The following is a 14,375-nucleotide window of genomic DNA, read 5'->3' as shown; positions in this document are numbered from 1 at the left end:
ACATTGGCCACGGGCCTTTGCTGTCACCGCACGGCCATCTTTCGTCTCCCGGCCAGTTCCATGTCGACAAGGTTTCGACACATGCGCCGTCCGACGCCATAATTATTTCTGATGCTCATCTGCTGTTCCACGGGGATTTCAAGCGGTCGGGCGTCGACCTGATCCTCTCCAGTGCCGACCAGGAGCTCGTGCTGCGCGAGTACTTCAAGGGCGAGAAGCGCGCGGCGCTGGCCTCGCCCGACGGCGCCCACCTCACCGGCGACATCGTCAACGCGCTGGCCGGGCACACCCAGTTCGCGCAGGCCGACGGCAGCGCCAGCGTTGCACCCGCGGTGATCGGCCATGTCACCAAGCTGGCGGGCAATGCGACTGCGATCCGCAACGGTGTCTCGATCATCCTGAACCAGGGTGACAACGTCAACAAAGGCGACGTCGTTCAGTCCGGCTCCGATTCGACGCTCGGCATCACCTTCATCGACGGCACCGTGTTCGGCCTCGCGTCGAACGCCAAGATGGTGCTGAATGAAATGATCTACGACCCCAACGGGTCGGACAACAAATCGCTGCTCAGCCTGGTGGCTGGCACGATCTCGTTCGTCGCCGGCGCTACTGCCAAGAAAGGCGACATGAAGGTCGACACCCCGGTCGCGACCATGGGCATCCGCGGTACCGCGGTGCTGGTCGAGATCGATTTCGATGTGCCGGTGCAGGGCGGTGCGCCGCCGGCGAAATTCCAGGTGCTGGTCGAGCCCGACGGCACCACCGGCTCCTACATTCTGTTCGACAAGACGACGCTGACGCCGATCGCGACCGTCAGTCAGGCCGGAACGCAGACGATCATCAATGGTCAGGGCGCGGTCAGCTTCCAGTCGTCCGCGCAACTGTCGCCTGACGCGCAGCAGATCATCACCCAGGTGTTTTCGCTGAAGTTCAGCCAGAACAACCCGAACACCAAGCTCACGTCCAACTTCACCGACTCGATCGTTCCGGAAACGTCGTTCCTCAAGCTGGCGAGCAACGATGGCGGCCCGATCACGCTTCAGTTCCTCATAATCCCGGACAAGCTGACGGTCGCCCCTGCGTCGGGCCCCGAACCCAAGCTCGTGCACATTCCCGGCCCGCCGGAGGCGGCCGCATCTGGCGGCGCGTTGACCGAACGGGCCGGTATCACCGGCAATGCCGCCGTCAACAGCACGTCCGGCACGGTCAACTATGTCGACATCAACGCCGGCGACACGCCGAGCGTCAGTGCGCAGTTTTCCTCCTTCGCTTATCAAAACGCGCAGGGCGCCAACGTCACGTCCACTCTGACAGCGGAGCAACTGGCTGCGATCAAGGCGGTCGAAGTGCCGCTTTCCGTCGTGCAGGATCCCAACGGCCAGAACACCGGCCAGGCGACGTGGACCTACAACGCTGCCGATGGCGCGTTCGACTTCCTCGCCGACGGCGAGAGGTTGACGCTGACCTACATGGCGCGGGTCGACAACAACTACGCGCCGCACAACGAGACGACGTTCGTGCCAGTTACGATCGTCATCACTGGCACCAACGACAAGCCGACGCTGTCGGCGACCGGCGGCGCGGTCACGGAGCGGATCGGCACCGGCAATACGGCGGTCGATACCGTGACCGGCTCCATCACTTTCGCCGATGTCGACCTGACCGACCGTCCCGTTGTCAGCGCCGCGATCTCGGCGACCGATCCGTTCCGCTATTACGATGCGGAGGGCAACGACGTCACAGCCACGCTGACGCCGGCGCAACTGGCCGCGATCAAGGCCGTCGAAGTGCCGCTCTCCGTGGTGCAGGCGGCCGGCAACACCCACAACGGCTCGGCGAGCTGGACTTACAGTATTGAAGACAGCAAGTTCGACTTCATCGCCAAGGGCGAGACGCTGACGCTCAACTACGTCGCCCAGGTCGATGACGGCCATGGCGGCGTCGTCTCCACGCCGATCACGGTCTCGATCCACGGCGCCGATGTCGTCGTCACCGGCACCAATGACGTGCCGACCATCGCCACGACGAGCGACGGCTTTGCCGAGTTTTCAAACGACGGCCAACCGAATCCGACGGGCTCCGAGGCGCTCCATGCCGCATCCGGCACGATCAGCTTCACCGACGCTGACCTGACCGACCGGCCGGTGGCGAGCGCAGCTTTCGCCTCGTTCAGCTACCTGAACGCCTATAGCGTCGACGTCACCTCGCAGCTCACGGGCAAGCAACTCGCGGCGATCGCGGCGGTGGAAGCACCCCTGACGGTGGCGCAGGCCCCCGGCAATACCAATGACGGTTCGGCGAGCTGGAGTTACAGCGTCCCCGACAACGCGTTCGATTTTCTGGCCGACGGCGAGACCCTGACGCTGACCTACACGGCGACCGTCGATGACGGACATGGCGGCGTGGTGACCAAGCCGATCACAATCACCGTGACCGGCACCAACGACACGCCCGACATCGCCAGCGGAGCGCAGTCCGCGACCATCGCGGAACGCGCCGATACGCATCATTCGGCGACGCCGGATACCGCCGGCGGTGCGATCGCGTTCAGCGATGTCGATCTGACCGATACGCATGAGGTCAATATCACCGGCGTCCACGCCTCCGGCGAGATGACGGGCCTCGCCAATGGCACGGTGCAGCTCAGCTGGCTGTCGCTGGGGCCGTTGCATGATTCCACCAATGGTGCGCAAGGCTCGCAGAACTGGTCGTTCTCGGCGCCGGATAGTTATTTCGACTACCTCGCCGATGGCCAGTCGGTCACGCTGACCTACACGGTAGAGGTCGACGACCACCACGGCGGCGTCACCTCGCAGGACATTGTCGTCACCGTCAATGGCAGCAACGACGCGCCCGAGATTGCCAATATCGCGCAGCAGGGCCTCACCGAGCAGACCGATACCGCGCCGCTGACGACGACGATCCCCGTCACTTTCACCGATCGCGATTTGTCCGATGTCGGCCACAGCGCAGCGATTACCCACGCGGCCGCGACCGGCGCCACCACGGGCCTTGCGCTCGACGAGGCCGCGCTGATCGCGCTGGTGACGCCCGGCCTGGTGACCAAAGCCGCCGGCTCCACCGCGGGGACGGTCGACCTGTCGTTCTCGGCGGCCTCGTCCGCTTTTGATTATCTGGCGCAGGGCGAAGTCCTGACGCTGACCTACACGGTACAGGTCGACGACCACCATGGCGGCGTCACCTCGAAGGACATTGTCGTCACGGTCACCGGTACCAACGATGCACCTTCGATCGTAGGTGAGATAGATCCCCCCGTGCAGACCGTAGTCGTGGTGCCCGCGTCTGCGCCGATCGTCCTTGCGCCGGGCGTGAATGTAAATTCGCTTGGCTTGAACACGGAGACGTTTGACGGCGTAGCGGCGGGCTCGGTCTCGGACAATGGCGCCGGTTCGGGCAATTTCGAAAGCGCTGCACTCGGAGCCCATTTCTCGGCATTCGGCAATAGCGGGATCGTGGTTGGCTCGTCCTCGGTGACGGCGGCGCCGTTCGTCGGGCCGTTACCTGGAGCGCGGGACACGACCAACTATTTGAGCATCGGCGGCAATAGTCACGAGACCATCACCTTTGCTTCGGAGAAAAATAGCTTCGGCCTTTACTGGGGGTCGCTCGATTCCTACAACACCATCAAGTTTTATGATGGAACGACGCTTGTCGCTTCCTACACCGGCAATGATATTTTGCCACTGTTCCCGACGGGTAACCAGGGTTCGTTCGCCTCGAACGGATATGTGGAATTCACCGGACTGCACCCCTTCACCAAGGTCGAGCTCGGCAGCAGTGGGAACGCATTCGAGATCGACAACATTTCGGCCGGAAACATTCCTCCGCCCGGACTTTCAGAGCCGATCAAGGGTACGCTCAGCGTCCACGATGCCGACATCGGCGACGCCTTGACGGCGTTCGTGACCGGCAACGCCACGATCGAGTACAACGGCTCGTCGTCAGTGCCAGGTAACATCGACATATCGGCGTTGGTGAACGCCGCGGACGTGACGTTCGACACCGCGTCGAGCAACGGCGGAACAGTTGCCCTGAACTGGACCTATCACCCGATCAACGCCGATCTCGATTTCCTCCATGCGGGCGACATACTGAAGATCAAATTCCTCGCAGAGGTGAGCGACGGTCATGGCCATGCCGGCAGTCAGCCGCTGACGATTACCCTCGTTGGCGCGGGAAATACGGCAAACGCATCGCTCAACGTCGCTACCGGACCGGTCATAGACACCGATGCGGTCAGCCTCACCGAGAATGGCGACGGGACGACCACGGTGTCGGGCTTGCATGTCTCCGACGGCGGTGCCACCGCGCCGAACGACACGTTCACGGTCGGCGCGACCGTCAACGGTGCTGGCGGCAGTGTGATTCCGCCGGCCGCTAACGGCTCGCTCGCGGCCGTCAACGCCACGCTGAGCAGCGGCATTCATTACGATCCCGGCAACAATCCACCGCAAACCGACATGGTGACGCTGAAGGTGTCAGATGGCCTCGGCCATTCCGACACCGTCCATTTCGTGTTCAACGAGGCCGGACAGGGTCCCGTGACGTTGGTCGGCACATCCGGCAAGGACGTTATTTTCGCGACTGACTCCAACGACACGCTAACGGGCGGCGGAAGCGCCGATCAGTTCGTTTTCGCGCCGGGACTGACCCCGAGCGCCGACACGATTACGGATTTCGCGCCAGGCCAGGACCGCATCGATCTGCGGCTGTTTTCCGAAGTCGGCTCCGACAATATCAATGGCTGGCTGGCCACCCATGCAGTGCAGAGTTCGACAAACCCGGCGGATGTCCTGATCACGCTCGGCAACGAAGCTCTCACGCTGAAGAACGTCACGGTCACCAGCCTGCATGTCAGCGACTTCATCGTGTCGCCACATCACGTTACCTAGTGTTGCGGCTTGCGAATTCACACTAGCTCCGCGATATCGATGCTATCTTCTGACTTGTCCGGCGCCGTTGGCCGGGTCAACATTCGGAAGCCATGAAACGATTGCGGGTATTGCGGAGGTGGTTCGCGCGGCGCATTGGCTATGCCCGGCTGCTGTGCCTTGCGCTGCTGGTCGGGTTCGCCGCGCTACGCGCCGCCGACCCGGCTCCCGTCGAGGAAATTCGGGTCAGGACCTTCGATTTCTTCCAGCGCATCGATCCCCGCCAGAAGACCGCAAGGCCAGTGACGATCGTCGATATCGACGACAAGAGCCTGGAAAAATTCGGCCAGTGGCCGTGGCCGCGGACGCGGATCGCCGATCTCATTACCGAGCTTACCAGGCTGGGCGCCGTCGTGATCGCGTTCGACGCGGTGTTTTCGGAACCGGACCGGCTCAATCCCGCCGACGCGGCCGATACGTTCCGCAACCTCGATGAGGACACCCGCGCCAAATTGCGCGCGCTGCCGAGTAACGACGAAGTCTTCGCCGAAGCGATCCGGAAGTCGCGCGTGGTGCTTGGTGAATCGGGGGCCGCGGAAGAGCTCGTCGCGCTCGACAAGACGCTACCGGTGACGGGACTGGCGATGCTGGGCGAGGAGCCGCAACGCTTCATGTTCGAATTCCCGGGCCTGCTGCGCAACACCAAGGTGCTGGAACACGCTGCCGCCGGGCGCGGCCTGTTCACGATTAAGCCCGAGCGTGACGGCATCGTGCGGCGCGTGCCGATGATCATGCTGGCGCAGGGCCAGACCATGCCCTCGTTGAGTTTCGAGATACTCCGGGTCGCCACCGGCTCGGGCACGATCCTGATCAAATCCGAAAAGACCGGCATCAAGAGTCTTCGCATCAAGGGCTTTGAGCTTCCGACCGACCGCAATGGTCAGCTTTGGGTTCGCTACGCCCGCCAGGATCCTTCTCTCTACGTTCCGGTCATCAACGTGCTGGAAAAGACCGTTGCGCCCGAAATGATCGTGGGCAAGCTGGTCCTGATCGGCACCTCGGCCGTCGGTCTCAACGACATCAAGACCACACCGGTTTCGCAAAACATGCCGGGCGTGGAAATCCACGCCCAGATTCTGGAGAGTGCATTGACCGGCGACGTGATCTCGCAGCCGATCTTCGGCGTCGCTGTCGAATTCGTGACGGCGCTGCTGTTCGGGCTGCTGGTGATCGCATTCGCGCCGCTGTTCGGGCCGGTCACGCTCGTCGCTCTTGGCGCGGCGTTCGCAAGCATGCTGGTCGGCATGTCGGTGTATTTCTATACGCAGAACCGTTTGCTGATCGATTTCACCTATCCCCTGATGTCGACCACGGCGATCTATCTTACGCTGATCTTTTCCAGTTTCGTTCGCGAGCAGGCGCAGCGCCGGCAGATCCGTTCCGCCTTTGGTCAGTATCTGTCGCCGGCGCTGGTCGAGCAGCTCGCGCAGTCGCCCGAGAAGCTGGTGCTCGGCGGCGAGGAGCGCGAGATGACCATCATGTTCTCCGACATGCGCGGCTTCACCTCGATCTCGGAAACTTACAAGAACGATCCGCAAGGCCTTACCGCGCTGATGAACCGTTTCCTCACGCCGCTCACCAACGCCATCCTCAACCGCAAGGGCACCATCGACAAATACATGGGCGACGCCATCATGGCGTTCTGGAACGCGCCGCTCGACGACAAGGATCATGAGCTCAACGCCTGCGAGGCGGCGCTCGACATGCTGGAGCGCGTCGACGCGCTCAACCAGGCGCGCGAGCAGGAGGCAAAGGAGGAGGGCCGTCCGTTCATTCCGCTCAATATCGGCGTCGGCCTCAATACCGGCATCTGCGTGGTCGGCAACATGGGCTCCGACCAGCGCTTCGACTATTCGGTGTTCGGCGACAGCGTCAACCTGGCCTCGCGCCTCGAAGGCCAATCCAAGGAATACGGATTTCCCATCATCGTCGGCTCCAGGACCGCGCTGGCGGTCAAGGACAGCTTCGCGATCCTCGAACTCGACTTCATCATGGTGAAGGGCAAGAAGGAGCCGGAGGTGATCTACGCCATCGCCGGTCGCGAGGAAACAGCGCAGTCCGGCCGCTTCCAGCGCCTGCGCAACCTGACCATCGAGATGCTGTCCTGTTATCGCAACCGCGACTGGGACGGCGCACTGGCGGCCATTGCGCGTGGCCGCAAGACCGATGAGGCAAACTCGCTGGAGCTGCTCTACAATCTCTACGAAGCCCGCATCCGCGGCTATCTTGAAAATCCGCCGCCGCAAGACTGGAACGGCGCCTTCGCGCTGCTGACGAAGTAACACCTCTCGATGGAGACGGCATGCGCGGTGGCAACTTGACCGCTCACCGGCCGCTCGTCATAGTTTCCGTGAAGGCGAGCCAGCAAGACTCGCCGGTTCAGGGAGACGAAAATGAGCAACATGCTGGCCGTCCTCGCGGGCGCGTTGATCTCTATTGTGTCGCTCATGCCCGCCGCCCTGGCTCAGCCGGCCTGCGTTACCCAAAACATGGTCGTTCCTCCCGGCGCTAACACGAGCGACAAGGCCGCGCCCTTCTTCATCGATACGACGGGCCTTGATTTCAAGACAACGCCGCCCACGCGCGACCCATCGAACCCGAATTATCCGCGCGCGACGGAGCTTCCCGACGGCACGCTGCCGCCGTCCGGCGCCGAGGGGAATTTCATCATCGGTCCGACCCACGCGCCGGCCCCGGAGACCGTCGCCAAGGACGGCGTGCCGCGCGGCACGATCACGTCCTTCACTTTGTCCTCAAAGGACAGCGTGATCTACAACCCCGGCCTGATCCGCGACGACACGCCGGGTTGCAACAACAGCTCGATCATGGTGACGACGACGGCGCCGGGCGACAAATCGAACATGATCGTCACCACCAGCCACCCCGGCACCTGGACGCGCACGATCGAGGTCTACGTCCCGCCGAACTATGTGCGCGGCACGGAGATGCCGTTCATCGTGCTGGGTGACGGCGGCTCGACGGCGTGGAAGGATATGAACACCACGCTCGACAACCTGATTCAGCAGCACCGCGTGCCGCCGATGGTCTCCATCCAGATCGGCAATGGCGGGCAGGATGCACAGGGCGCCCAGCGCGGGCGCGAATACGACACGGTGTCGGGGGCCTATGCGCAGTTCGTCGAGCGCGAGGTATTGCCGCTCGTCGAGCAGCATGCCGGCGTGAAGCTGACAAAGGACCCCGAAGGCCGCGCGACCATGGGGCTGAGCTCGAGCGGTACGGCGGCCTTCACCATGGCGTGGTTCCATCCCGAACTCTATCATCGGGTGCTGGCCTATTCGCCAACCATGGTCAATCAGCAATGGCCGTGGAATCCGGCGCTGCGCGGTGGCGCCTGGGAATATCACAGCCCGTGGACGGGCCCGGCCGGTCCCAACCTCACCGTGAAGGCCGGCGTGCTCACGCCGTCGGAGCCGCCCGGTGTGCCGCTAATACCCAGTGCGCCGATCAAGCCGATCCGTTACTGGTTCGAGATGGGCGATCAGGACCTGTTCTATCCCAACCCGACGATCCCCGACGGCATGCACGACTGGACGCTGTCGGCGGCGCTAATGGCCAAGGTGCTCGCCGAGAAGGGCTATCATTACCAGTATTTGTTCGTGCGCAACGCCAAGCATGTCGACCGACCGACCGTCGCGCAAACCCTGCCATCAGCGCTGGAGTGGTTGTGGAAGGGTTATCCGATTCCGTGAAGCGATCTATCGTCGTCCCGACCAGGCGAAGGAAGTAGTAGTTTCCCGTCGTCCCCGCGAACGCGGGGACCCATACGCCGCGGCCTATCGTTCGGTCACGGCAGCAGAGACCTTTTGCAACAACTACTGCCGCGGCGTATGGGTCCCGGCGTTCGCCAGGACGACAGCGGGATATTCCCGCTACTCCAGCCCGATCTGCGTTAAATCCTGAAACCAGTGCTGCGCCTGCACGAATTTCTTCACCTTCGGCGACAGTGCGTGCGGGTTGGTGTCGTGCACCACCCACACCAGCGTGGCGTCGTCGACGATCAGCGCATGCGCCTGCGCCAGCAGTTCGTCCTGCTTGGCGACATCAAACGTCTGCTTGGCCTCGTCGATCAGCGCGTCGACCTTCGGGTTCTTGTAGCCGCCCCAGTTGACGCCGACGGGTGCGATCTGGCCGGAGTGGAAGAAGCGCACGATGGCGTACAGCGGATCTGACGTGACGTAGGCGATGTTGTTGGAAGTGATGCCGGCGTTCATCTCGTCGGCCGCGCCCTTGCGCCACGCGGTATAGAGCGTTTCCAGTTCGACCACCTTGAAGTCGATCTCGATGCCGATTTCCTTAAAACTCTGCTGCAGGAATTCGTTCATCGGCAGCGACAACATCTGCCCGGTGCCGCCTTGCGCGATGACGAAGGTGGTCTTCAGCGGCTTCTCCGTGGAATAACCCGCCTCCTGCACCAGCTTCTTCGCCGCGGCGACATCATATTTGAGTTCGAAGTCCGGCTTGCCGAACCACGGGCTCGACGGGTCGACCTGGCCCTTGGCGGGTTTTGCCAGACCGTTCATCAGCCCGACGACGGCCTCGCGGTCGATCGCGAGGTTGAGTGCCTTGCGCAGCCGGATATCGGTCCAGGGCGAACCCGGCAGCACGCTCAGATGATAATTCCAGACATGCGGCGTGACGTTGTCGACAATCTTCATGCCGGCGGATTTGAGCTGCGGCACCGCATCCGGCGCCGGCGTCTCGATCAGGTCAACCTGCCCCGCCAGCAGCGCATTGGTGCGGGTCAGCGCTTCCGGCATCGGGATCAGCACGATCTTGTCGGCCTTCGGAATCCGCTTCTTGTCCCAGTAATCAGCGTTCTTCGTCAACTCGGCGAGTTCGCGCGGCACGAGCTTGGTCAGTTTGAACGGCCCGGTGCCGGAGGGCTGGCTGGCGAACTTGTCCCAGTCCTTGCCGAGCTTTTCATATTGCGCGGGGCTGGAAACCAGGAACCAGAGCATCTGGTAGGGAAAGAAGGAATCGACCGTTTTGGTGGTGATCTCGACCGTTCCGTCGTCGATCTTGGCGTAGCTCGCGACCGAGGGCAGGCGGGTTTTCACCTGCGCGCTCTGCCGCTTGTCGAACTGCGGTGCCTTATCGTTGAGCACCTTGTCCAGATTCCAGATCACCGCATCGGCGTTGAAGTCGCTGCCGTCATGAAACTTGACGCCCTTGCGCAGGGTAAAGCGCCATTTCTTCTTGTCGCCCTCGTCCACCTTCCATTCCGTGGCCAGGCCTGGCACCAGCTTGCCCGGCCGGTCGGACACGTCCATCTCCCAGGCGACGAGGGGATCGTAGATCGTATAGGCCGAGAACTGGTAGGCACCGGCACCGCGGTCGGGCTGGCCGGTGGTCAGCGGTATGTCCGCCATCGAAATGCCGTAGCGCACAACGGTCTCGGCCTGCGCTGAAATCATGGGCAAGCCAGGAGACAATCCGAGGGCGATTGCCGCGGCAGCAAGAAGCATCGAATATCGGGTGCGCATGAATTAAGCTCCTTCGGGCGGGGTTTAGAGCTGAAAAAATGCAAGCTTGATGCCAGATGGAGCACGAAAGGCGCGGTTGCATGCGCAATCACCGGGAGTTGTGCGGCTATTGGCCCCTGGCGAGGTGCCTTCCTTGGCACAGGCGTTGCATACCATTGCATAAGAATTAGTCATCCAAGTCGGGAAGGGATTGCTGCATATGCGTAATGACAAATCGAACAAGGCGGCCGCCGGGTGGCTGCTGGCGACCGCGCTGGTGGTCGGACTGCCGCAGCTCGCCAGCGCCGAAGCGGTGCTGCGGATCGGCATGACCGCCGCCGATATTCCGCGCACGCTCGGCCAGCCCGATCAGGGCTTTGAGGGCAACCGCTTCACCGGGCTGACGATGTACGACGCGCTGACGATGTGGGACCTGTCGTCGGCCGACAAGGCGAGCGTGATGATCCCCGGGCTTTCGACCGAATGGAAGGTGGATGACGCCGACAAGAAGAAATGGACCTTCAAGCTGCGTCCCGGCGTCAAATTTCATGACGGCTCGCCGTTCAATGCCGACGCCGTGGTCTGGAACGTCGAAAAAGTGCTGAAGCAGGACGCGCCGCAGTTCGACGCCAGCCAGGTCGGCGTCACCGCCTCACGCATGCCGACATTGGCTTCCGCCAGCAAGATCGACGACATGACGGTGGAGTTGACCACCAAGGAGCCGGACAGTTTTCTGCCGATCAACCTGACCAATTTGTTCATGGCCAGCCCGTCGAAGTGGCAGGCGTTTTACGAAAAGGCTGAAGGCGCCGACGCCAAGGCGAAATCGCAGGCCGCCTGGGCGGCGTTCGCCAAGGACGCTTCGGGCACTGGCCCCTGGAAGATGTCGCAGTTCACGCCGCGCGAGCGGCTCGAACTGGTCAAGAACGACAGCTATTGGGACAAGGCGCGCGTCCCCAAGGTCGACAAGATGGTGCTGCTGCCGATGCCGGAGGCCAACGCCCGCACCGCAGCTTTGCTCTCCGGTCAGGTCGACTGGGTCGAGGCGCCGGCGCCTGACGCGGTCAAGGAGATCAAGCAGCGCGGCTTCACGATCACTTCCAATGAAGAACCGCATGTCTGGCCGTGGCAGTTTTCGCGGATCGAAGGCTCGCCGTGGAACGACATTCGTGTCCGCAAGGCCGCCAATCTCTGCATCGACCGCGAGGGCCTGCGCGACGGCCTGCTCGCCGGCCTGATGGTGCCGGCGACCGGCACCTTCGAGCCCGGCCATCCCTGGCGCGGCAAGCCGACGTTTGAGATCAAGTATGACCTGAAGGGCGCGCAGAAGCTGATGCAGGAAGCCGGTTACGGCCCCAGCAAAAAGCTGACGGTGAAGACCCAGACCTCGGCGTCCGGATCGGGCCAGATGCTGCCGCTGCCGATGAACGAATATCTGCAGCAGGCGTTGGCCGAATGCTACTTCGACGTTCAGCTCGACGTCATCGAGTGGAATACGCTGTTCACCAACTGGCGCCGCGGCGCCAAGGATCCGACAGCCAACGGCGCCAACGCCACCAATGTCACCTATGCGGCGATGGATCCGTTCTTCGCACTGGTGCGCTTCCTGCAGTCGTCGATGGCGCCGCCGACGTCGAACAATTGGGGTTACATCAACAATCCCAAGTTCGACGAACTGGTGACCAAGGCGCGCCAGACCTTCGACCCCGCAGCCCGTGACGCGGCGCTCGCCGAACTGCACGCGGCCTCGGTGGACGACGCGGCATTCCTCTACGTTGCTCACGACGTCGCGCCGCGCGCGATGAGCTCGAAGGTCAAGGGCTTTGTGCAGCCGAAGAGCTGGTTCGTCGACTTCTCGCCGGTGTCGCTGGCGCCGTAAGAAAGACGCTTCTGCTCGCTCGCTTCCCCTCTCCCCTTGTGGGAGAGGGTGGATCGAATGAGCGAAGCTCATTCGAGACGGGTGAGGGGCTCTCTCCGCGGACGAGCATCTCTCATCGAAACTGTCTGAATCCGCGGATAGAACTCCTCATCCGGCGCGCATGAATGCGCGCCACCTTCTTCCACAAGGGGAGAAGGGAAGAAGAAAAAGTGACTCGTGTTTGCTTACATCGCCCGACGCATCGTCTATGTCATCCCGATCGTGATCAGCGTGGCGCTGGTGTGCTTCCTGCTGGTGCACATCACGCCCGGCGATCCGCTGGTCGCCGTGCTGCCGGCGGATGCGTCGCAGGAGCTCGCGGCGCAACTGCGCACGGCCTACGGTTTTGATCGTCCGCTGCCGGTCCAGTTCGGCCTCTGGATGTGGCGGGCGCTGCATGGCGATCTCGGCAATTCCATCGCCACCGGCCGCCCGGTGCTGTCGGAAGTGCTGCGCGCGGTCAGCAATACCGTGACGCTTGCGATTGCCGCCGCGCTGATCGGCTTCACGCTTGGGCTGCTGTTCGGCCTGATCGCCGGCTACTTTCGCGACACCTGGATCGACAAGGTCGCTACGTCGATCGCGATCGCCGGCGTCTCGGTGCCGCATTACTGGCTCGGCATGGTGATGGTCATCATCTTCTCGGTTCAGCTCAACTGGCTGCCGGCGGTCGGCGCCGGTCCCGGCGGCTCTGGTTCTTGGGGCTGGGATTGGGAGCACATGAAGTACTTGATCCTGCCGGCGATCACGACCTCGGTGATTCCGATGGGCATCGTCACCCGCACGGTGCGGGCGCTGACCGGCGACATTCTCAGCCAGGATTTTGTTGAAGCGTTGCGCGCAAAAGGCCTGCGCGAACTCGACGTGTTCAAGCACGTCATCAAGAACGCCGCGCCGACGGCGCTCGCCGTGATGGGCCTCCAACTCGGCTACATGCTCGGCGGCTCGATCCTGATCGAGACCGTGTTCTCCTGGCCCGGCTCGGGCCTGCTGCTCAATTCGGCGATCTTCCAGCGCGACCTGCCGCTGCTGCAGGGCACGATTTTGGTGCTGGCGCTGTTCTTCGTGGGCCTCAACTTGTTGGTCGATATCGCGCAAGCTTCGATCGATCCACGCATCAAGCGGGGCTGAACATGACCGTAATGTCGGATACCGCGCTACAGGCGGCGCCAGCGACCAAGGCCCGTGGCTATTGGGCCACCGTCGGCCGCCGCATCTCGCGCGACAAGGTCAGCATGTTCTGTGCTTTCGTCTTGCTTCTGATCTTCGCCTCGGCGTTATTCGCGCCGTGGCTCGGCCTCGCCGATCCCTATCAGGGCTCGATGATCCGCAGGCTCCGCCACATCGGTACGCCAAATTATCCGCTTGGCACCGACGAACTCGGTCGCGACATGCTGGCGCGGCTGATCTATGGCGGCCGGCTGTCGCTGATCATCGGCATTTTGCCTGTGATCCTAGCCTTCATGATCGGCACCTCGCTCGGGCTCGTCGCCGGTTATGTCGGCGGCAAGCTCAACACCGCGATCATGCGCACTATCGACGTGTTCTACGCCTTCCCGTCGGTGCTGCTGGCGATTGCGATCTCCGGCGCGCTGGGGGCGGGCATCGTCAACTCCATCGTCTCGCTGACCATCGTGTTCGTGCCGCAGATCACCCGCGTGGCGGAAAGCGTCACCACGGGTGTGCGCAACATGGATTTCGTCGAGGCCGCGCGCGCCTCCGGCGCCGGACCCTTCACCATCATGCGCGTCCACATGCTGGGCAATGTGCTCGGCCCGATCTTCGTCTACGCGACGGGGCTGATCTCGGTGTCGATGATTCTCGCGGCGGGCTTGTCCTTTCTCGGCCTCGGCACAAAACCGCCGGAGCCGGAATGGGGCTTGATGCTGAACACGCTGCGCACCGCGATCTATGTCAATCCGTGGGTGGCGGCGCTGCCGGGCGTGATGATCTTTGCGGTCTCGATCTGCTTCAATCTGCTCAGCGACGGCATGCGCAGCGCCATGGACATCAGGAACTGAC

Annotated in this window: 7 protein-coding genes; 6 read left to right on the top strand and 1 reads right to left on the bottom strand. The window is 62.8% G+C overall.

Annotated features, from left to right (window positions below; all coding sequences use genetic code 11):
• The first annotated feature begins 17 nt into the window (after nucleotides 1-17).
• The 3 genes from ACPPVP_RS40255 (at nucleotide 18) to ACPPVP_RS40245 (ending at nucleotide 8,662) form a co-directional block, all read left to right on the top strand.
• On the top strand, nucleotides 18-4,913 hold the full coding sequence (locus tag ACPPVP_RS40255) for a VCBS domain-containing protein (RefSeq protein ID WP_426529214.1): 4,896 nt from the start codon (nucleotides 18-20) through the stop codon (nucleotides 4,911-4,913).
• A 92-nt stretch (nucleotides 4,914-5,005) separates the two neighbouring features.
• On the top strand, nucleotides 5,006-7,234 hold the full coding sequence (locus tag ACPPVP_RS40250; RefSeq protein WP_426529212.1) for a CHASE2 domain-containing protein: 2,229 nt from the start codon (nucleotides 5,006-5,008) through the stop codon (nucleotides 7,232-7,234).
• Between the two features lie 111 nt (nucleotides 7,235-7,345).
• Entirely contained in the window at nucleotides 7,346-8,662 is a 1,317-nt protein-coding gene (locus ACPPVP_RS40245; RefSeq protein ID WP_426529210.1) for an alpha/beta hydrolase, read from the top strand.
• A gap of 180 nt (nucleotides 8,663-8,842) precedes the next feature.
• Here the strand turns inward: ACPPVP_RS40245 and ACPPVP_RS40240 are convergent, their stop codons facing one another.
• The gene (locus ACPPVP_RS40240; RefSeq protein WP_426529208.1) at nucleotides 8,843-10,456 is read right to left on the bottom strand and encodes an ABC transporter substrate-binding protein; all 1,614 of its coding nucleotides are present in this window, start codon (nucleotides 10,454-10,456) and stop codon (nucleotides 8,843-8,845) included.
• A 199-nt stretch (nucleotides 10,457-10,655) separates the two neighbouring features.
• On the opposite strand from ACPPVP_RS40240, the gene ACPPVP_RS40235 reads away from it, so the two are divergent.
• The 3 genes from ACPPVP_RS40235 to ACPPVP_RS40225 all read left to right on the top strand — a co-directional run bounded on the left by ACPPVP_RS40235 (nucleotide 10,656) and on the right by ACPPVP_RS40225 (nucleotide 14,374).
• Nucleotides 10,656-12,314 (top strand): ABC transporter substrate-binding protein, encoded by a 1,659-nt coding sequence (locus ACPPVP_RS40235; RefSeq protein WP_426529206.1) that lies wholly within the window; start codon nucleotides 10,656-10,658, stop codon nucleotides 12,312-12,314.
• Between the two features lie 216 nt (nucleotides 12,315-12,530).
• The gene (locus ACPPVP_RS40230; protein WP_426529204.1) at nucleotides 12,531-13,484 is read left to right on the top strand and encodes an ABC transporter permease; all 954 of its coding nucleotides are present in this window, start codon (nucleotides 12,531-12,533) and stop codon (nucleotides 13,482-13,484) included.
• A gap of 11 nt (nucleotides 13,485-13,495) precedes the next feature.
• Complete coding sequence (locus ACPPVP_RS40225) at nucleotides 13,496-14,374, top strand: ABC transporter permease (protein ID WP_426538318.1); 879 nt, start codon at nucleotides 13,496-13,498, stop codon at nucleotides 14,372-14,374.
• Nucleotide 14,375 lies beyond the last annotated feature (1 nt).

Origin of the sequence: Bradyrhizobium sp. McL0615, assembly GCF_049993905.1 — a bacterium.
Lineage (GTDB): Bacteria > Pseudomonadota > Alphaproteobacteria > Rhizobiales > Xanthobacteraceae > Bradyrhizobium.
This window is presented reverse-complemented; position numbering and strand designations above follow the sequence as displayed.